Origin of the sequence: Rhizorhabdus antheiae (assembly GCF_049889055.1) — a bacterium.
Lineage (GTDB): Bacteria > Pseudomonadota > Alphaproteobacteria > Sphingomonadales > Sphingomonadaceae > Rhizorhabdus.
The window spans coordinates 67,519-87,220 of record NZ_JBLTWO010000011.1 but is presented as its reverse complement, the minus strand read 5'-3'; the positions used below and the strand labels follow the sequence as shown (position 1 = coordinate 87,220).

18 protein-coding genes are annotated in these 19,702 nt (G+C 64.6%); 4 read left to right on the top strand and 14 right to left on the bottom strand.

The features are described from left to right. Position 1 precedes the first annotated feature (1 nt). From ACNI3R_RS17970 to hisI, 4 genes are all read right to left on the bottom strand, one after another. Complete coding sequence (locus tag ACNI3R_RS17970; protein WP_426185876.1) at positions 2–1,033, bottom strand: LacI family DNA-binding transcriptional regulator; 1,032 nt, start codon at positions 1,031–1,033, stop codon at positions 2–4. A gap of 49 nt (positions 1,034–1,082) precedes the next feature. Continuing rightward, positions 1,083–1,547, bottom strand: a complete 465-nt coding sequence (locus tag ACNI3R_RS17965; RefSeq protein WP_426185874.1) for a DUF1465 family protein — start codon at positions 1,545–1,547, stop codon at positions 1,083–1,085. A gap of 92 nt (positions 1,548–1,639) precedes the next feature. Continuing rightward, positions 1,640–2,053, bottom strand: a complete 414-nt coding sequence (locus ACNI3R_RS17960) for a MerR family transcriptional regulator (protein ID WP_426185872.1) — start codon at positions 2,051–2,053, stop codon at positions 1,640–1,642. A gap of 99 nt (positions 2,054–2,152) precedes the next feature. Further along, complete coding sequence (hisI, locus tag ACNI3R_RS17955; RefSeq protein ID WP_426185870.1) at positions 2,153–2,533, bottom strand: phosphoribosyl-AMP cyclohydrolase; 381 nt, start codon at positions 2,531–2,533, stop codon at positions 2,153–2,155. A gap of 146 nt (positions 2,534–2,679) precedes the next feature. On the opposite strand from hisI, the gene purF reads away from it, so the two are divergent. Then, positions 2,680–4,140 (top strand): amidophosphoribosyltransferase, encoded by a 1,461-nt coding sequence (gene purF, locus ACNI3R_RS17950; protein ID WP_426185868.1) that lies wholly within the window; start codon positions 2,680–2,682, stop codon positions 4,138–4,140. 16 nt (positions 4,141–4,156) lie between these two features. After that, positions 4,157–4,867: an SDR family NAD(P)-dependent oxidoreductase gene (locus ACNI3R_RS17945; RefSeq protein WP_426185866.1), complete on the top strand. Its 711-nt coding sequence runs from the start codon at positions 4,157–4,159 to the stop codon at positions 4,865–4,867. Positions 4,868–4,912: 45 nt separating this feature from the next. On the opposite strand, the gene ACNI3R_RS17940 is transcribed toward ACNI3R_RS17945, so the two are convergent. The 5 genes from ACNI3R_RS17940 to ACNI3R_RS17920 all read right to left on the bottom strand — a co-directional run bounded on the left by ACNI3R_RS17940 (position 4,913) and on the right by ACNI3R_RS17920 (position 9,418). Then, complete coding sequence (locus ACNI3R_RS17940) at positions 4,913–6,193, bottom strand: class I SAM-dependent methyltransferase (protein WP_426185864.1); 1,281 nt, start codon at positions 6,191–6,193, stop codon at positions 4,913–4,915. Positions 6,194–6,296: 103 nt separating this feature from the next. After that, entirely contained in the window at positions 6,297–7,667 is a 1,371-nt protein-coding gene (locus tag ACNI3R_RS17935; RefSeq protein WP_426185862.1) for a cryptochrome/photolyase family protein, read from the bottom strand. After that, entirely contained in the window at positions 7,664–8,137 is a 474-nt protein-coding gene (locus ACNI3R_RS17930) for a hypothetical protein (RefSeq protein WP_426185860.1), read from the bottom strand. Before ACNI3R_RS17930 ends, ACNI3R_RS17935 begins: the two co-directional genes overlap by 4 nt. Positions 8,138–8,158: 21 nt before the next feature. Further along, positions 8,159–8,779 carry a GTP cyclohydrolase I FolE gene (gene folE, locus ACNI3R_RS17925; protein WP_426185858.1) on the bottom strand — a complete coding sequence of 207 codons (621 nt, stop codon included), beginning with the start codon at positions 8,777–8,779 and terminating at the stop codon, positions 8,159–8,161. Positions 8,780–8,842: 63 nt separating this feature from the next. Continuing rightward, on the bottom strand, positions 8,843–9,418 hold the full coding sequence (locus tag ACNI3R_RS17920) for a cytochrome b (RefSeq protein WP_426185856.1): 576 nt from the start codon (positions 9,416–9,418) through the stop codon (positions 8,843–8,845). A 111-nt stretch (positions 9,419–9,529) separates the two neighbouring features. Between ACNI3R_RS17920 and ACNI3R_RS17915 the strand changes: the two genes are divergently transcribed. Further along, on the top strand, positions 9,530–10,981 hold the full coding sequence (locus ACNI3R_RS17915; RefSeq protein WP_426185855.1) for a glycosyltransferase family 2 protein: 1,452 nt from the start codon (positions 9,530–9,532) through the stop codon (positions 10,979–10,981). Positions 10,982–10,993: 12 nt separating this feature from the next. On the opposite strand, the gene ACNI3R_RS17910 is transcribed toward ACNI3R_RS17915, so the two are convergent. From ACNI3R_RS17910 to ACNI3R_RS17895, 4 genes are all read right to left on the bottom strand, one after another. Further along, entirely contained in the window at positions 10,994–11,863 is an 870-nt protein-coding gene (locus tag ACNI3R_RS17910) for a phosphodiesterase (RefSeq protein WP_426185853.1), read from the bottom strand. A 126-nt stretch (positions 11,864–11,989) separates the two neighbouring features. Then, a complete protein-coding gene (locus tag ACNI3R_RS17905; RefSeq protein WP_426185851.1) occupies positions 11,990–13,813 on the bottom strand; it encodes a cytochrome c3 family protein in 1,824 nt (607 codons plus the stop codon). 10 nt (positions 13,814–13,823) lie between these two features. Continuing rightward, positions 13,824–14,702, bottom strand: coding sequence for a hypothetical protein (locus ACNI3R_RS17900; RefSeq protein ID WP_426185849.1), 879 nt, complete (start codon positions 14,700–14,702; stop codon positions 13,824–13,826). Further along, a complete protein-coding gene (locus ACNI3R_RS17895) occupies positions 14,702–17,155 on the bottom strand; it encodes a cyclic nucleotide-binding domain-containing protein (RefSeq protein ID WP_426185847.1) in 2,454 nt (817 codons plus the stop codon). Before ACNI3R_RS17895 ends, ACNI3R_RS17900 begins: the two co-directional genes overlap by 1 nt. A gap of 188 nt (positions 17,156–17,343) precedes the next feature. Between ACNI3R_RS17895 and ACNI3R_RS17890 the strand changes: the two genes are divergently transcribed. Beyond that, entirely contained in the window at positions 17,344–18,324 is a 981-nt protein-coding gene (locus tag ACNI3R_RS17890; protein WP_426185845.1) for a tetratricopeptide repeat protein, read from the top strand. Positions 18,325–18,401: 77 nt separating this feature from the next. On the opposite strand, the gene clpX is transcribed toward ACNI3R_RS17890, so the two are convergent. Next, positions 18,402–19,673 (bottom strand): ATP-dependent Clp protease ATP-binding subunit ClpX, encoded by a 1,272-nt coding sequence (clpX, locus tag ACNI3R_RS17885; RefSeq protein WP_426185843.1) that lies wholly within the window; start codon positions 19,671–19,673, stop codon positions 18,402–18,404. Positions 19,674–19,702: the final 29 nt, after the last annotated feature.

The following is a 19,702-nucleotide window of genomic DNA, read 5'->3' as shown; positions in this document are numbered from 1 at the left end:
ATCAGTCGGAAGCGCGCAACACCAACATGGGCTCCATGACGACCGAGTCACAGCTTTCGCCACCGATACGGCGGAACAGACGATCGACCATCTCGAACGCGCCGCGCCTGATATCCTGGCGGATGGTGGTCAGCGCCGGACTGAACTGCGCGGCGGTCGGCACGTCATCATAGCCGATGATCGAGACGTCGCCGGGAACCGACAGCCCGCGATCGGCCAGCGCGCGGACCGCTGCCATGGCGATGACGTCCGAAGCCGCGACGATGCCGTCGGGCGCACGGTTGGCCGCCAGATGATCGACAAACAGCTGATAGGCACCTTCGGGGGTCAGCGACGCGGGCAGCACGCCGGCCGGCTCGATACCCGCCTCGCGATGCGCAGCGAGGAAACCCTCAAAGCGCGCGCTGATCTCGGGCACGTCGGCGTGGCCGGCGAACAGGATGTGACGCCGCCCCTTTTCGATCAGGTGGTGCGCCGCAATGCGGCCGCCCGCGACATTGTCGGTACCGACCGAGCAGTATTTCTGTCCTTCGGCGAATTCGCCCCACACCACCAGCGTCGAATAATTCTCGGCGGCCTCGGCGAGGACATCCTCCTGATTGGACTGGCCGATCACGATCACCCCATCGAGCCGCCCCGAATTGGCAAGCGAGTCGAGCCACAGCTTGTCGGTGGGAATTACCCGCGTCAGCAGCAGGTCGTAACCGCGATCGGTCACCGCATCGGCGACATGGCCGAGAATGGTGATGAAGAAGGGATCGGAGACATGCTGCCCGACCTCATGGCCGAGCGGGAAGACGATCCCGATGGCGTTGGTCCGCTTAAGCCGCAGGTTTCGCGCCATCTGGTTCAGGCGGAAGCCATGCTCGCGGGCCAGCGCGTTGATCTTTGTCCGGGTGTCGAGGCTGATCATCTTGCTGCCCGCCAGCGCCCGCGACACGGTGGACGCCGACACACCGGCGAGGCGCGCCAGATCGGATATGCTGCTTACTGCGCCTTTGCCTCTGGCTCCGGGCTTCACGTCATTCGGCATTTACAGGCCCCTTGGCAGCCGAACTGGCCGCGACTTCCCCAGACCTTCCTTAGAAGGCCCGTTCGAGCCGGTCCAGCAAGCTGAGAGCAGGGCTGACCGCGGGGCCCGGCATATCGGGGACGTCGCCTTCGAGGCGCCGCACGCGGGCATAGAGGTCGAGGCTCGACTCGACGAGCGCGCGGGCCTGTGTCGGCAGGCTGTCGAGTATTGCACGCTCCGACCCGGCGGCGTCGCCCAGACGGCGGGCGGAGGCCTGCGCCTCTTCGTCGCTCATCTGGCCGAGTTCGATGGCCCGCTCGGTCAGCAGCCAGGCGAGGACATGCATCAGCCGCGTCGTGACCTTGAGCGACTCGCAGCTCATCGTGACCCGTGAGAGCGGATCGAGCGCGTCGCGATCGTCGCGGCCGCGATGCTCGAAATAGGCGCGCGCCTCGTCAGCCAACAGCATGGCTTCGGTGTAGAGGCTCTCAACAAGCCTGCCGCGCAGCCGAATCTCCCGGGGACCCTGGTTCATTCCGGCAAGATGCCATGGGTCCGACGCGCCCGGAACCGAAAAGAGGGTTAATATCGGTCCCTAGCGCGCGGTTAACCACGAATGTCTGGAATTCAGTTACATTTGCCGTCGAGTTGAACCGCGAAGCTGCGCAATTCCGCCATCTTCGCTTCGATCGCCTCGCGCTGGCGACGCAGTTCGTCTTCCTTGATCTCGCAATAACGCTTGGCAGCCTGCCGCTGGGCCGCACCCTTGTCTTGCGGATCGTACAAGTCGAGCAATTCGCCGATTTCGTCGAGGCTGAAGCCGACCGCCTTGCCACGCAGGATCAGCGAAACGCGAGTCCGGTCGCGGCGCGAATAGATGCGGGTAGCGCCTTCGCGGCGCGGCGCGATCAGCCCCTCTTCTTCGTAGAAACGCAGCGCGCGGGGCGTGATTTCGAAGGCGCGAGCCATTTCGGAAATGGTGAAACTGTCGGGAAGACGCGCGTCCTCATGAAGGACGGCGGGTACGGGGTTGGAAGCCACTTCGATTACCTCACAAGACTATGGCTTGCCCTTACGGCAGGGGTGCCAGGCGTCGCAATCGCGGATGCTCAAACGATTGCAACTTTAGTCTAAACCCCGTCACTTTTCTGGCGAATGAACGCGATGGAGCGTTTCGCCATCACCTTCGATACGGCGGTAGAAGCAGCTGCGCTCGCCTGTGTGGCAGGCAGGACCAGCCGCTTCGCAGCGCAGCCATACCGCATCCTGATCACAATCGATGCGGGCTTCGACGACGCGCATCACATTGCCGCTCGTCTCCCCTTTCTTCCACAGCCGGTTGCGCGAGCGCGAGAAGAAGGTCGCCTGGCCCGAGGCCATCGTCGCCTGCAGCGCCTCTTCGTTCATATGCGCGAGCATCAGCACCTCGCCGGTCCGGTGGTCGGTGACGACTGCGGTGATCAGCCCTGCAGCGTCGAAGCGGGGGAGCAGCCGGCTGCCCTTTTCACGATCCTGGTCCATGCCCGACGCGATGATGCAAAGCGCGCTTGCAGGCAAGGGGCCGCACTGATTTCGACATCGGCTGCAATAAACTTGTGACAGTGGGGCGACAAAGCCTCGGCCGGTGACTATATGCGCGGCTATCGGCCACCGCGATGGGATTCGCGATGCTCACCACGCATCCATTTGACGACGACAAGCTGCGCGAAGAGTGCGGAATATTCGGGATTTGGGGCGCCGATACGGCCTCAGCCATGGTTGCTCTGGGGCTTCATGCCCTGCAGCACCGGGGGCAGGAGGCTGCCGGAATCACAAGCTGGGACGGCCATGCCTTCCACACCCACCGGGCTATGGGCCATGTCGCGGGCAATTTCGACCGCGACGAGGTCATTCGCAGCCTACCGGGCCGGGTCGCCTGCGGCCATGTCCGCTATTCGACGACGGGCGAGACCGCGCTGCGCAACGTGCAGCCGCTGTTTGCCGAGCTGTCGTCGGGCGGCTTCGCCATCGCGCATAACGGCAATATCTCGAACGCGATGAAGCTGCGCCGCGATCTGGTGCGCGGCGGATCGATCTTCCAGTCGACCAGCGACACCGAGACGATCATCCACCTCGTCGCGATGTCCAAATATCGCACATTGCTCGATCGCTTCATCGATGCGCTCAAGCAGGTCGAAGGCGCCTATTCGCTGATCTGCATGACGCCGGAAGGGATGATCGCCTGTCGCGATCCGCTGGGCGTGCGCCCGCTGGTCCTCGGCCGGGTCGGCGATTCCTATATCTTCGCTTCGGAGACGGTTGCGCTCGACGTCGTCGGCGCCACCTTCCTGCGCTCGGTCGAGCCGGGCGAACTGGTGATCGTGTCCGAACAGGGCATCCGCTCGATCCGCCCGTTCGCGGAAATGCGTCCCCGCCCCTGCATCTTCGAGCATGTCTATTTCTCGCGTCCCGACTCGATCGTCGATGGTTCTTCGGTCTATTCGGTTCGCAAGAGCATCGGCGCGCAGCTCGCGATCGAAAGCCCGATCGACGCCGACCTCGTCGTCCCGGTGCCCGACTCGGGCACGCCGGCTGCGATCGGCTATGCGCAGGAATCGGGGATCCCGTTCGAACTCGGGATCATCCGCTCGCACTATGTCGGCCGCACTTTCATCCAGCCCGGCGATCAGGTCCGCCACCTCGGCGTGAAACTGAAGCACAATGCCAACCGTGCGCTGATCGACGGCAAGCGGCTCGTCCTGATCGACGATTCGATCGTGCGCGGCACGACCAGCGTCAAGATCCTGCAGATGCTGCGCGATGCCGGTGCGCGTGAGGTGCATCTGCGCATCGCCAGCCCGCCGACGCGGCACAGCTGCTTCTACGGCGTCGACACGCCGGAACGGGCGAAGCTGCTGGCAGCTCAGATGAACGTCGCCGAGATGGCCTCCTATATCGGCGCGGACAGCCTCGCCTTCCTGTCGATCAACGGCCTGTACAAGGCGCTCGGCGAGCCGTCGCGCGACGACAAGGCACCGACCTATTGCGATGCCTGCTTTACCGGCGACTATCCGACCCATCTCACCGACCACGAGGAAATGACGCCGACCGACCAGCTGGCGCTGAACGGCGAGCGCGTCGTCGCCTGAACCGACGGACATTCGCATGACCAAGCCCCTTTCCGGGAAGACCGCGCTCGTCACGGGCGCTTCGCGCGGCATCGGCGCCGCAACGGCGCAAGCCCTCGGGGCTGCCGGGGCTCATGTGATTCTGGTCGCACGGACGGCCGGTGGCCTCGAAGAGGTCGAGGAGCGGATCCACAAGGCGGGCGGCAGCGCCACCATCGCTCCCGTCGACCTGGCCGAAAATGACAGCATCGCCAGGCTGGCCGAAGCCATCGCCGGACGCTGGCCGGTACTCGACATCCTCGTCCTCAACGCCGCCATGCTGGGCACGCTAGCGCCGGTTGCCGCGATCGACGCTAAGGAGTTTGCCAAGCTGCTGACGCTCAACCTGATGGCACAGCAGCAGATGATCGCAGCCTTCGATCCGCTGCTGCGCGCCAGCGAAGCGGGCCGCCTGATCGGTGTCACGAGCAGCGTCGGCGCTGCACCACGAGCCTATTGGGGTGCCTATGGCGCGTCGAAGGCGGCCCTCGACACGCTGCTGCTCGCTTATGGCCTGGAGGTCGCCAACATCAGCCCGGTTCGCGTCGCAATCGTCGATCCGGGTGCCACCGCGACCGCGATGCGCAGCAAGGCTTTTCCCGGCGAGGACCAGTCGACGCTGAAGAGCCCCGAGACGGTGGCGAAGGCGATCCTGGATCTGGTCAGCGAGGGTTACGAAACCGGCAAGCGTATCCGCGTAGAAGCCTGAGGACGAGGGCGACCGATCGCCCTCTCCCCCCGCGATCCGGTAGGTTCAGGGTTTGACCAGCGTCACCTGCACGACGTCGATCCCGCCTCCGGCAAAGCCGCCCTCGCAATACATCAGGTAGAAGCGCCAGAGCTTCACGAAGGCCTCGTCGAACCCCTTGGGCAGCGTGCCGGCGGCGACCGCACGATCGAAGCTTTCGCGCCAGCGTCGCAGCGTCTCGGAATAGTGCAGTCCGAAGCGGTGCAGGCTCTCCTGTTCCCAGCGCAGCCCCGCCTTCTCGGCCGCAGCACGGAAGCGGCTTTCCGAGATCAGCATGCCGCCGGGGAAAATATAGGTCTGAATGAAGTCGGCGTCGGTCCGGTAGCTCTCGAAGATCGCATCGTCGATATCGATATACTGGATCGCCGCCCGCCCGCCCGGCTTCAGCGCGCGGGCGATGGCGTCCATATAGGCCGGCCAATATTCCTCGCCCACGGCTTCGACCATCTCGACACTGGCGACCGCGTCGAACTGGCCGGGGACATCGCGATAGTCGCAGATCTCGAAACGTGCCCGGTCGGACAGCCCCGCCGCCGCGATGCGCGCATCGGCATAGGCCTTCTGCTCGACCGACAGGGTGATGCCGGTCACGTCGGCGCCATAGCCCGCAGCAGCGATCTCCGCGAGCCCGCCCCAACCGCAGCCGATTTCGAGCAGGCTCGTTCCCGGACGCAGATCGAGGCGGTCGAGCAAAGCCGTCACCTTACGGTGCTGGGCGTCCTCGAGGCTCTCGCTGTCCGAGATCGGATCGGCGAACAGCGCCGATGAATAGCTCATCGTCCGATCAAGCCATTGCTCGTAGAAGTCATTGCCCAGATCATAATGGAAGGCGATGTTCCTGCGAGCGTTGGCGCGGCTGTTGCGGCGGAACGCATGCAGGACGAGATTGAACAGACGCAGCGGTCCCTGTGCCCGGCCAAGTTCGCCGAGCGGATGCCGGTTGCGCATGAACAGGTCGAAGATCGGCACCGGATCGGGGCTGGTCCACTCACCCTCGGCCCAGCTGCGATACCAACCCACCGAGCCGGTCGTGACCAGGCGAACGAGCGGGCGCCAGGTCTTGAGTTCGACCACGGCCACCGGACCCGGCTTGCGACCGCCGAGAACGCGGAAACTGCCATCCGGCAAAGTTGCCTCTATGGAGCCTTCTTCGAGCCCCCGGTCGATCGTGTCGAGCAATCGCTGAAAGCCCGGCGACAGCAGGCGGGCGAGCCAGCTGGCGCCCGTGGCGAAACGGCGATCGGCGAGAAGCAGGTGCTGGCCACGCAGCGGCGGTTGGGCATTCATTCGAAACTGTCCGTCCTATCCCCAAATCGGCGCGGTCCCATTCCGCTTATATGCAGGCTTACGGTCCCGCGAGAGGCTTTGTTGCAGGTGAGCAGAAATATCGTCAGCGTTTCTCCGCTGCGGCAAGAGCACGGGCCCTGCCCTCCTTGTGCCCGATGATCGGGCGCGGATAGCCGGGCGGCGACAGTCCGGCCTCGAACGGATCGTGGATCGCATCCCCCTTGATCATCGCCAGTTCGGGGACCCAGCGCCTGATATAGGCGCCGGCATCGAACTTGGGCGACTGGACGAGCGGCGCCATGATCCGGCCAAAGGGGTTGGAGTCGAATCCCGAACCCGCAACCCACTGCCAGTTGACGGCGTTGCTGCCATAATCGGCGTCGAGCAGCGTATCCCAGAACCAGCGCTCGCCCTTCTGCCAGTCGATCAGCAGATGCTTGATCAGGAAGGACGCCGCGATCATCCGCACCCGATTGTGCATGACCCCCGTCGCCCACAGCTCTCGCATGCCGGCGTCGACGATCGGATAGCCGGTCTTCCCCTTGGTCCAGGCTGCGAAATCCTTGTCGGCGGCAGCGCCGGACCGCCATGGAAAGCTCGCGAAGCCCTCGCGCCCAGGTGCGTCGCCATAATCGGGCTGGATATCGATGATGTTCGCGCAGAAGTCGCGCCAGGCGATCTGCCTGAGCCAGGGCTCGGCGGCTGCCCGCGACTGACCTGCCGCCTTGAACCACAGGGTCGCCGGCGAGATCTCCCCGAAATGCAGGTGCGGAGACAGGCGGGAGACGCCCTCGACCGATGGCATGTCGCGATCATGATCGTAGCGTTCGAGCGCAGGCAGGAATTGGTCGAGCGCCTTGCGCGCGCCCTTCTCGCCCGGCGTCCAGACCGAGAAACCGCCCGACCAGTCGGGAGCGGTCGGCAGCAGCTTCCACTGCTTCAACGGCTCGCTCGATACCGATGCACAGGGGGCGTCGAACGCCGTGGGGGGCGGCGACGGCTTGGGCGGCGGCATCTGCTCCTTCAGCGCCCGCCAGAAGGGCGTGAAGATGCGATAGCGGCCACGCGTTCCGGTCAGTACGCCCTCAGGGGGCGCGAGGCGGCTGCCGTCATGGAGCACAAGATCGAACTCGCTGCCGACGCGCGCCTCCAGACTCTTCCACCAGGGCTCATAATGGCGAAGGCCATGGATCCGCCGCGCACCCGTCGCCTCGGCGATGTCCCGCAGATGTTCGAGCGTGTCGCCCGATCGCAGGATGAGCTGGCCGCCGCGCGCAGCGATATCCTCCTGCAGCGCAGTCAGGCTGTGGTGGAGCCACCAGCGCTGCGCACCGCCCAGGCACCAATGCCCTGCCACCGCATCATCGAGGACATAAACACCCAGCCACGATCCCTCGCGCGTCGCCTCGGCCACGGCCGCCTGATCGGCAAGCCGCAGGTCCTGACGGAACCAGACGAGCGACGGGGCCGTCAATTGGCAGGCTTGGCCGGCGCGGTACCGACCGAATTTTGCGGCTTTGCGGGGTTGATGAGTGCCTGCACGAGCGCGGCGCGGTCGCCTTCGGGCAAAGCGCGCAACAGGGACAGCAAGCGGTCATTCTGGCGGGTGCGCAATTCGCTCTGCAGCGCCTCTTCCTTGCGAACGATCCCTTCTAGCTTGTCGACGTCGATCGATGCCGCGCCGACGACCTCCAGCTTCTGCTGCTTGAGCTGCGCCAGCTCGGCCTGGATCTGGCCGGTGCGTGGATCGGCCTCGCCGAACACGCGCGCGGCGATCGCGCGCCCCTCGGGAGACAGGCTGATCTTCCGCGCGCCGGGCACGAGGGGCAGCGGCGTCGCTGCCGGAGGCTTAGCGGCCGCCTCGACCGCCTTCGGTTTGGCGGGCACAGCCGCCTGCGCAACGGCAGGCGTAAGGAGGGTCAGCAGCAGCAGGGCAGGCTTCATCACAACCTCATATGCAGACTATCAGCCGAGCCCCATCAGGCTCAGCACTTCCTTACGGCTGCGATCGTCGTCGCGGAAGACGCCCATCATGCGGCTCGTCGTCATGCCGACACCGGGCGTCCGCACGCCCCGCGCGGTCATGCAGGCATGGCTGGCCTGGATGACCACCGCGACCCCGGCCGGTTCGAGATGGTGCCAGATGCAATCGGCCACCTCGGCCGTCAGCCGTTCCTGGATCTGCAGCCTGCGCGCAAAGCCCTGGAGCACGCGCGCCAGCTTGGAGATGCCGACCACGCGGTTGCGTGGCAGATAGGCGATATGCGCATGGCCGATGATCGGCGCCATGTGATGTTCGCAATGCGACTGGAAGGGGATGTCCTTCAGCAGCACGATCTCGTCATAGCCCCCGACCTCCTCGAAGGTGCGGCTGAGGTGCAGCGAGGGATCCTCTTCATAGCCCTTGCAATATTCCCGCCATGCCCGGCCGACCCGCGCCGGCGTGTCGAGCAGGCCCTCGCGATCGGGATCGTCCCCGGCCCAGCGGATCAGTGTGCGAATCGCGTCCTGAACATCCTGCGGCACTTCGAGCTTCTGCGGCAATGCGTTGCGATCTTCCGGCTCGCGGTCACGAATAGCAGACATCCTTCATCCCATCTTGTTCGTTTGCGGACCAATTACCCCATGGTCCGTACGAATGTAAGCATATTAGCGGGGCCACATCCGTCGAAATTCGGGATGACCGTCAACGAATTGATGCTTCAACGCCCCCGCAATGTGCAGGATCAACAGGATAATCAACGCATATCCGCCGATTTCGTGCATCTCTCCCAAAAGGCCATGCAGGCGCTCCTTCGGCTCGTCGGGCATGGCCATGATGAAGGACAGGCGCGGCCATTCGAACAGACCGAACAACTTCATCGGGACTTCGGGTGCGGCCTTCCAGGCGCTGTCGTGCATCCATCCGGTCAGCGGCATGAACAGCATGATCGCATAGAGCCCGAAATGCGCGACATGGGCGAGGCCGCGCTCCCACGTCGCCATGCCTGCCGAGAAGGGGGGCGGCTTGTGCCCCAGACGCCACAATATCCGCAGCAGAACCAGCCCGAGAACGGTGACGCCGATCGACTTATGCGTGTCGATGGCAAAGCGGATGTCCTCCTCGGGCAGTTTCTCAGCGAGCAGGCCAAGCGCAAGATTGCCGATCATCAGCAGGGCGACGAGCCAGTGGGCGACAATCGCGGGCGTCGTGTAGCGGCCCGCAAGCCCCGGTTCATCCGCCATCGATCATGCTCCCAAGTTCGTATTGCACCGCAGAAAGGCGACGCCCATAGCGCCTACAACCTGTCTGTCGGTGCATATCGACCCAATGTCGTTTCGGAAACAACCCAGCGCATGAAAACAGCCGACACGCTCAGCCGCCGCTTCGCCGCCTATTCGCCGCGGCTGAACCGCCGCCCGATCACCCCGGCCAGCATCGCGCTGCACGGCGGGGCACTGTTGCTCCTGATCCTGCTGACGAGTCAGGCCTGGCATCAATCGGGCGTGCTGGCCTGGTCGGTCGGGCTCGCCTATCTCGGCTATGATACGCTGCTGCTGATATTCGTCGGATCGCGCATTGCGCCGTTGCGCCATAGTCGCCCGGCTCGGCAACCTGAAGGCCTTGCCCCGACACTCGCCGTGCTGGTCGCCGCGCACAACGAGTCCGCGGTGATCGAAACGACGGTCCATGCGCTGCTGCGCCAGTCCTCACCCCCCGACCAGATCTGGATCGTCGACGACGGTTCGACCGATGCGACGCCCGATGTCATGCGGCACAGCTTCGGCTATGCCGATGTCGCTGTGGGGCAAGACGCGCAGTCCCCGATTGTGCCGCAACTCCGCTGGATCCGCTTGCCGCATGGCGGCAAGGCGCGCGCCCTCAACGCCGCGCTGGAGCGGGTCGATTGCGAGATCGTGCTGACGGTGGATGCCGATACCCTGCTCGCCCCGGATGCGATCGAGGCGATGCGCAACGCCTTCCACCGCGAACCGGCACTGGTCGCGGCGACCGGCCTGCTGCGCCCTATCTGCGACCACAGCCTGTCGGGCCGCATGTTCGAGTGGTTCCAGACCTATGAATATGTCCGCAACTTCATCTCACGCTTCGCCTGGATGCGCGTCGACGGGCTTCTGCTGATCTCGGGTGCCTTCGCCGGCTTCCGGCGGGACGCGGTCGTCGCCGTCGGTGGCTTCGACCCCGACTGTCTGGTGGAGGACTATGAGTTGATCCACCGGCTGCACCGCTGGTCCGTCGACCACCGGCGTAACTGGAAGGTCCGCGTGCTCGGCGAAGCCCGTGCCAGCACCGACGCGCCCGGCACCGTTGGTGCCTTTCTCCGCCAGCGGCGGCGATGGTTCGGCGGCTTCCTCCAGACGCAATATTGGAACCGGGACATGGTGGGCAACGCCCGCTTCGGGCGGCTCGGGACGATGATGCTGCCGGTCAAGGCGCTCGATACGGTGCAGCCGCTCTATGGGCTGGTCGCCTTCGCTCTGCTGGCCAAATTCCTCGCAGCGGGTAGACTCCCCGTGGTCGGTCCGATCCTTGTCGCGATGCTGGCGAAGGTCGCGATCGACCTCGGCTTCCACCTCTGGTCGATCATGCTCTATCGGCGCTGGTCAGGAGGCATGCTCCCCGAGGGCTGGGGCCGCGTGCTGCTCGCATCCTTCGTCGAACCGTTCAGCTTCCAATTGCTCCGCCACCTCGGTGCAGCCTGGGGCTGGCTCGCCTTTCTCGGCCGCAGTTCGACCTGGGGGCACGCGCAGCGCGGGGGCATATTGTCGCGAACCGCTCCGGCCGAATGACCGGCCGCCTGGTCAGGCGGCAGCGGCGCCCGGCTCGGCAACCTCATGCTCTTCGGCGAGCGCCTGGACGAGCGGTTGAAGACGCCGGTCGAACCGCGCCAGCACATCGGGGGCTCCGACCTGTGCATGGTGGGTGACGAAGCCCTCGCCGCTCCACAGATGCAGCGCAACGCCGGGATGCTCGGCCACGATCATCGGACGCTCGTCGGGACAGGCGGGGTCGATCGGGGCCATCTCCAGCGCGACCTGCGGCGCCGTCGACGGCGCGACCGCAAGCATCCGGCCATGCCACTGCGTCGTGATCGAGCGATGGATATGCCCCGTGATCATCGTGACGTTCGGGTGATCGCCAATGGCCTTGTCGAGCGTCACCACCCAGGGCTCGGTCGGGTGTGCCGTCATCCAGGGAATGCCCGTCTCGATCGGCGGATGGTGGAGGACGATCAGAACGGGCAGGCCTGGGACTTCCGCGAGACGCGCCTTCAACCAGGCCGCACGGCGGTGGCAAAAGGCCCCGCCATGGTGGCCGGGGTCGAGCGTGTCGAGAACGATGATGCGAACGCCGGGTTCGTCGATCACATATTGCACGAAGCCGTCCTGCATCGGCAGGTCGGGAAAGACCTCGCGCATCGCGGTTCGATCGTCATGATTGCCGGTGCAAAGATGAACCGGAAAGGTACAGTCTGCGATCAGATCGCGCAGCCGTTCATAGCTTTCCCGGTCTCCATTGTCGGTCAGGTCGCCGGTCAGGAACAGGCGGTCGGGCGGCAGCGCAAGGCCCTTCACATAATCGATGGCTGCCGCGACCCGCCGGAAGTTGAGCTCGTCGGGATTGTTCTTCTCGAACCCGATATGCAGATCGGTCAATTGGGCGAACAGCATGCGATTACCCTCTACTCCGCCGAAAAACTCTCGGCCCAACTCCAACGCTGCTGAAAGTCACCACGACCAGCGATCGAACGCTGTGATCTCCTACACAGCCGCCCCAAAAAGAGGGTAAAGCGCGATTCAGACTCCCGTTCCCGCCTGCTTGAGCGCCTTTTCTTCGATATGCTCCGCCGCCTTGCCCCGCTCGCGGCTCTTGCGGACCGCCGAGGGAGCGAACTCGGTGCGATGATAATCGTGGCAGAGCGCACAGGAGGACGGCACCTCCTTATGCGCGTCCTGGCTGCCGTGGCATTCCTGGCACGTCGCCAGCTTGGGCAGGTTCACATCGTTGGCCGAGCGCGACAGATTGACCGCGTGGCAGCTCGTGCAGCTCTCGGTTTCGTGTGCCGAATGGTCGAACCAGCCCTTCTTGAGATAGCGGCTCGCCAGTTGCACCGGCGCGACGGCGAAGGGCGTCGTCCGGTTCCCCGTCTCGCGGATGACATGGCAGTCGAAACAGGCGCCGCCCTTCGAGAAGACCGACCGGATCGCCTGATCGGCATTGCCGACATATAGAGCGCTGGTCGGCGCGACATTGGCGCGCTGCGTGGCCGCCATGACATCGCCAGGCCGACGCCGCTCCATGCCGCCGAGCATCGGCGCACGCGGCGCACCGGCGCGATAGAAGGCGCGGATGTCGGCGATGACCTGTGCCGGATCGCCATGGCGCAGCGTGCGGACCGTATCGCCGACCTTGTCGAACGCCAGCGAATGGCAGGCGCCGCACGCCGGTTCCATGTTCACCGTGGCGAAGCTCGCCCCGGTCGCGTCGCGGACGTGGCAGTTGGCGCAGTCGAGCGGTGCTCCATAGCCTTCGCCTTTACCGAGCGTCTTGGCCATCTGCGCCACGCCGTTGGTCTTCGACAAATGGATGTCGTGCGGAAATTTCAGCCCGTTATATTCCTTGGGGTTCTGGTCGAGCGACACGCGGCTGAACATCGGCACGCCGTTGAGCCCCACCGACCGGATCGTCGGCGCGAATTGCGGGTGATGCTTGTCGAAATCGGCAGCATCCTTGAGCACCGTCTTGATCCGGCTGCTCATGCCGTCATGGCACGTCGTGCAGAAACGCTCGTCGGTCACCGGCATGGCGGTTTCGCCCTGATGCTCTGTATGGCATTCGACGCAGCGGCCGGGCTTGATCCCGAAGAAACCGCCGACGAACTGTTTCGTCCCCGTCACGATACCCAGCGGGCCCTTGGCGGCGTTCAGCTTGGCCGGGTCGCCATGGTCGTGAACCGTCGTGTGGCAGGCGATGCAGGCGTTGTCCCTGACCGATTCGCCGGGCTTTACGTGACAGGCCTGGCAGTTGTTCTCGAGCGGCTTGTGTGCCCGCGACAGCTTGCCCGAGGTCCAGAATTCGTCTGCGTGAAACGCGACCTTGCGGGTCGCATCGGTCGGCTGGGTGTTGATCGACGTCAGCGGCCAGATCAGGAAAATGGCAAGAACAAGCAAGGCGCCTGCCCAGGCCATTGCGCGCTTGCCCGGCAGCACCGCCGCCAGCGAGAAAACGCGCGCTTCCTCTTTGTCTTCCGAAGCGTTGGAAATCGCGCCGACCCGCTCGACCGTCACGATGACCAGGCCCTGCTCGTCACCCTCGCCCGGTTCGATCGTCAGAGAATGACTGCCGATGCGGACATTGGCGCCGGGCGAAACCGAGAAGCGCTGATGCTCGGTCGACTTGCCGTCGACGACGAAAGGCATGCCGGCCGTCGCCGCGACCTCGACCATGCCGCCCGGGACGGCACGGATGACCGCATGGTTCAGAACCACGGCCAGATCGGGCAGGTGGATGTCGCTCGACGGACTGCGGCCGATGCTCAGTTCGGCCTGGTCGAATCTCTTGGGGCGGACGATGTCCCGCCCATCGGCGGTGCGCGCTACCGTGCGAACGATGAAGCTCATCTGCGCGATCTCACCAGTAATAGAAGACGGAAACGATGTGGACGAGCAACGCCGCGATCAGGGCGAAGGTCACCGGCACATGGATGTAGAGCCAGATCTCCAGCAGCGCCTTGTAACGTAGATGCTTCCGAATGCGCGACAGAGAGGACTTCTTGCGCTCCAGCAGAACCTCGACATGATCGAGCGGATCGGCGCCAGCCTCCTGCCGGCTCTTATGCTCACGCACCGCCGCAAGGGCCGCGCGGGTACCGCAACGATTATAACGCCCGGTCAGGCGTGCGATCAGGCCCCCACCGAAGGGATCATCCTCCAGCGCCATGCGCACGATCGCCGCGCCCTCGGCATCGAGCGGCTGGGCGGCTTCGTTGAGCTGGCGGTCGATCATCCGGAGATTGTCGAGCATCTGGATCTGGGTCGTCTCGCCGCGATTGGCGGACAAAGCCTGGGGCAGCATCGCATAAGCCGCGATCCCGAACACGCCCGAGACGATCACCAGCAGCATCAGCACATAAGCGAGCGTGTGGACGTTCCACCCGAAGTCGAAGCCGGTGTGGAGCGTTCCGATGACGATCAGCGCCAGCCCCAGATAGACATGCGCCGACGTCCAGGACTTGAGCGACCAGCGACCGGGCGTGATCGCCCGCTTGCGGACGCCGAGCATCGACAGCCACAGGATCAGGGCGACGCCGGCCGTGCCGGTGACATAGCCATAGATGCTGCCGCCATTGGGCCTGGGCTGAACGTCGTTGACCGCATAGACGAACAGGCACAGCAGGCTGACCACCACCGCGATCTTCAGCCATTTATAGCGCTGAAACCGGAGGAAGCCCTCATGATCCGAGGCGCGTTCGCGACCCGATGTCGCCTGACGAAGAGGCTTGCTCGCCATCAGGCGTCATCCCTTTGCAAACGGGCAACCGTCAGAAATTCCTCAGGCGCGACGCGGATCGCGGCGCCGGTGGGGCAGGCGCGCACGCAGCTCGGTCCGCCCTCGATACCCGAACACATGTCGCATTTCACGGCCCGCTTCGCCTTCTCGACGCCAGGCGTCGCATTGGCATAGGCCCATTCGTGGCTCGGCTCGCCGGGCCCCGGCCCCTGACCGAACAGGAACCATTTCCACAGGCTCGGCTTCTTCGGCGGCTCCTTCTCCATGCGGATCACGCCATAGGGGCAGTTGCGCTGACAATTGCCGCAGCCGATGCAAGTGTCGTCGATATAGACCTCGCCGTCCTGGCCGCGATGGATAGCGGTCGGGGGGCAGTCGGCCATGCAATGCGGATGCTCGCAGTGGCGGCAGCTGGTCGGCACATGGAGATGCGCAAAGGTGCGCCCGGCCTCGCGGTCGAGCCGCGAAATGCCTTCATGGCTGTCGGCGCAGGCTTTCTCGCAGTTGTCGCAGCCGACGCAGAGATTTTCGTCGATCAGCAGCACGTCGGTTGCCTCGCCCACGCCATTGTCGACGAGGAAATTGGCGATCGAACTGTACATGTCGACGACCGTCGCGAAGCTGTCCTTCTTCGCCTCGATGAAGGAAGCGAGGTCCTCGCGCTCCCCGATCGCGGTCTTGGCACGGGCGAAGAATTGAGGCTTGGCCTCGAGCAGGCGGTGGAAGGCCGGGCCGTTGAGTTTGATGACCTCGGACTTCACCGCCGCGCGGACCGTCTGCTTGCGGATGCCGTTGTCGAACAGCTCAAGCTCGCCGACATAATTGCCGGCAGGGACGTAGGACAGGAACACCGGCTTGCCGCCGATCGACTTCTCCACCACGACCGAGCCGGAGCGGATGACGTAGACGTCGGTCCCCTCCTCGCCCTCGCGGAAAATCGTCTCGCCGGCGCGCACGCCCTTGATCTCGGCGGTTTCGAGCAATTCGGCCAGATCGGCGGACTGGAGGCCCGACTGCCACATCTGGAGCAGCTGGCGCTCGGTCGAGATGCGGGTGACCGCGCGCTTCACGCCGGGCACGGAAGCCATCAGCTTGAGAATCGCATTGCGCGGAATCTCGACCACGATGGTCTCGGCGATCGAGCGGATGGTGGAACCGCGGCGACGGCCCGACACGAGGCCGACCTCGCCGAAGATCGAGCCTTCCGGGATGACGATGCCGGTCGACCGGCCATCGGGCAGCGGGATGTCGACTGAGCCCTGCGCAATGCAGAAGAGCGACGATCCCGGCGCGTTCTTCTCGAAGATGATCTCGTTCTTGCCGTAATAGCGGACGTCCGAGTCGAGCATGAACTCGCGCATCTGCAGCGGCGACAGATCGTTGAGAATCTGCACCTGCGTGCGGATGAACTCCAGCCACTCGTCGACCGACTTGCGGACCGGCAGGTTGACGAACTTGCCTTCCAGGATCGGCTCGTCGGCCGGCTTCAGCGAGGTGTTGCCATTGATGAACTCGACGACGTCATAGCCCTGGTTCATGCAGTGCTTGATCAGCGGATAGCCCGCGAGCGCGCCGATGACGTAGATACCAGGGTTGGTCGTCTCGAACTGCGGCGACAGGGTCGGAAAGGCCTCGCGATCGGGGCTGGTGAACTGGATGCCGCATTCCTCGATGAACTTGCGCGGCGCGGCCGACCCCATACGGGCGATGATGCGGTCGCAGCGGATGCGCGCCTCGCCATCGCGCGTATCGAGCACCAGATGACCGGCCTCGATGCGATTCGGCGCCGTGTCGGTCATCACGTTGATGCGCCCCTCGTCGCGCGCCTGCATCAGCAGCTTGACGTTGGCGCCCTTGGCGCGGCTGAAGTCTGCGGAGCGGTTGAGGATCGTGACGACGTTACCCTGCGCAAGATCCTGCGCGAGGCCGAGGGCATTTTCGATACCGGCGTCGCCCGAACCGACGACGGTGATATGCTCGTCGACATATTCGCCGGGATCGTCGAGCTGATACTGGACGGTGACGCCGCTGCCTTCGGCGCCCGGACAGCGCAGCAGGTTCGGATTGCCCTGCGTCCCGATCGCCAGGATGATCGCCTCGGCCTTGATCTCGGCCTTGTCGGCGAGGAGGATGGTGAAGTCCCCCTTCTGGCCGGTGATTGCCTTCACTTCGCTGTTCAGCCGGACATTGATGCCGGCGCCGGCGGCCTGCTCGTCCCAGATGCCGAGAATTTTCTCGCGCTTACCTGCGTCGAAGTCCACGTCCGAGCGCAGCACGAGCTGACTCGGCGTCGCCATGACGTGCTTGCCCTTCTGATATTTGAAGATCGTATCGGAAAGATGATCGGTCTTTTCGAGCAGGACGTGCGAAAGACCGAGCTTGGCCGCATGCGCCGCCGCGCTGAGCCCCGCCGGCCCAGAGCCAACGATGGCTATCCGGTAGGTATCCGCCACTGATTCCCCCTGCCCCGTTTTCCCTCGCCGCCGAGCCAGCGGCCAAGTCTCGACATAGGCTTTCCCCGGCTGCCCTCCGGAAAACGCTACGTCTGCCCCAGAGCCACTCTATCAGCTTCGACGCGTTCCGCTAGACTTTCCTTAGCATAGGCTGTCAAAGCCCATAGTCTTCTATTGTGGAGAGAAATGTGACGAAGGACAGTGGCTCGACCAAGGGCTTTTCCCTCCCGTTCGCGCGCGTCGCGCTCATCCTCGCTGCGCTGGTCGCACTCGCTGCGGTCGCCGTGGCGGTGCTCCGCTCGGGTGCCGGATCGCCGGAATCCGGCGCCGAGAAAGCCGAGGCAACGGCCGTTCCCGAGGTCGAGACGATGATCGCCGGGCTCGAAAAGAAGCTGCAGGACAATCCCCAGGACGCGCGGGGCTGGCACCTCCTCGGCCAGGCTTATTATCATGTCGGCCGTTATCCCGACGCGGTGAAAGCCTATTCCCGCGCGGTCGAACTCGATCCGAAGGATGCCGAAGCCTGGTCGGCGCTGGGCGAGGTTCAGGTTCTGACCGGGCCCGGCAAGATCACCCCCGAGATGCACAAATCCTTCGAGACCGCGCTGACGCTCGACCCGAAGGACTTCCGCGCCCGCTATTTTCTGGCGATCGAGAAGAACGAGAGCGGTAGCCACAAGCAGGCGCTCGACGATCTGGTCGCGATCGTGAACGAAAGCCCCGCCGACGCGCCATGGCTTCAGCCCGTGCGCGAACTGGCCGAACGAATTTCCAAGCAGAACGGATTGCCGATCGAGGGACGGATGAAGGCCGCCGAAGCGGCGCCGCCCCCAATTGCAGAAACAGCCGCAGCGCCCGCAATGGGGGCCGGCGGCCAGATCGCGGCGGCCGGCATTCCCGGCCCGAGTTCCGCCGATCTCCAGGCGGCAAGCCGGATGACGCCGACCCAGCAGGACGAGATGGCGCGCGGCATGGTCGCCCGACTCGCCGCCCGGCTGGAGGAAAACCCCCGCGATGCCGATGGCTGGATTCGCCTGATGCGCGCGCGACTGGTGCTCAAGGACCCGGCCGGTGCCCGCCAGGCGCTCACCAAGGCGAAGGCCGCCTTTGCCGGCGACACGGCCCAGATTGCCCGTTTCGACGAGGCTGCCCGGACGCTGGGCCTCTAAGTCCCCGCTCTCTCACAATGAAAAGGCTCCGGATGTTTCCACCCGGAGCCTTTTCATTCGTGAATGCCGGCAACCGATCAGGCGGCGTCGCCGGCTTTCTCCTTGGCCTTCTTCGAGAAGACTCGGACCGGGTCCTTGCGGCCCTCGACCACATCCTTGTCGACCATGATCTCGTCGACACCGTCCATCGAGGGCAGGTCGAACATCGTGTCGAGCAGCAGGCCTTCGAGGATAGAGCGCAGGCCGCGCGCGCCGGTCTTGCGGGTGATCGCCTTGCGGGCAACTGCCACCAGCGCATCATCGGTAAAGCCGAGCTTGACACCCTCCATCTCGAACAGCTTCTGATACTGCTTTACCAGCGCGTTCTTCGGCTGGGTCAGGATCGCGACCAGCGCCTCCTCGTCGAGGTCCATCAATGTCGCGATGACCGGCAGACGTCCGACGAATTCGGGGATCAGACCGAACTTCAGCAGATCCTCTGGCTCGCACTGCTGCAGCGTCTCACCGGTGCGGCGCTCCTCGGGAGCTGCGACATAGGCACCGAAGCCGATCGACTTGCCCTGAAGGCGGTCGCCGATGATCTTTTCGAGCCCGGCGAAAGCACCGCCGCAGATGAACAGGATGTTGGTCGTATCGACCTGGAGGAACTCCTGCTGCGGATGCTTGCGGCCACCCTGTGGCGGCACGCTCGCGGTGGTGCCTTCCATCAGCTTGAGCAGCGCCTGCTGCACGCCCTCACCCGACACGTCGCGGGTGATCGAGGGATTGTCGGCCTTGCGGCTGATCTTGTCGATCTCGTCGATATAGACGATGCCACGCTGCGCGCGCTCGACATTGTAATCGGACGCCTGCAGCAGCTTCAGAATGATGTTTTCGACGTCCTCGCCGACATAACCGGCCTCGGTCAGCGTCGTCGCATCGGCCATCGTAAACGGCACGTCGAGCAGACGCGCCATCGTCTGGGCTAGCAGCGTCTTGCCCGAGCCGGTTGGGCCCACGAGCAGGATGTTCGACTTGGCGAGCTCGACCTCGGCACCCTTGGCGCCATGGTTGAGCCGCTTGTAATGGTTGTGAACCGCAACCGAGAGCACCCGCTTGGCTTTGGCCTGACCGATCACATATTGATCGAGATGTTCGCAGATTTCATGCGGGGTCGGAACGCCGCCATCCTTCTTGCTGACCAGGGCGCCCTTGGTCTCTTCGCGAATGATGTCGTTGCAGAGTTCGACGCACTCGTCGCAGATGAACACCGTGGGGCCAGCAATCAGTTTGCGAACCTCGTGCTGCGACTTGCCGCAGAATGAGCAGTACAAAGTGCTCTTCGAGTCGCCGCCGGTCAACTTCGTCATAAACTAGATCCTGACTCCACTGGGGATCG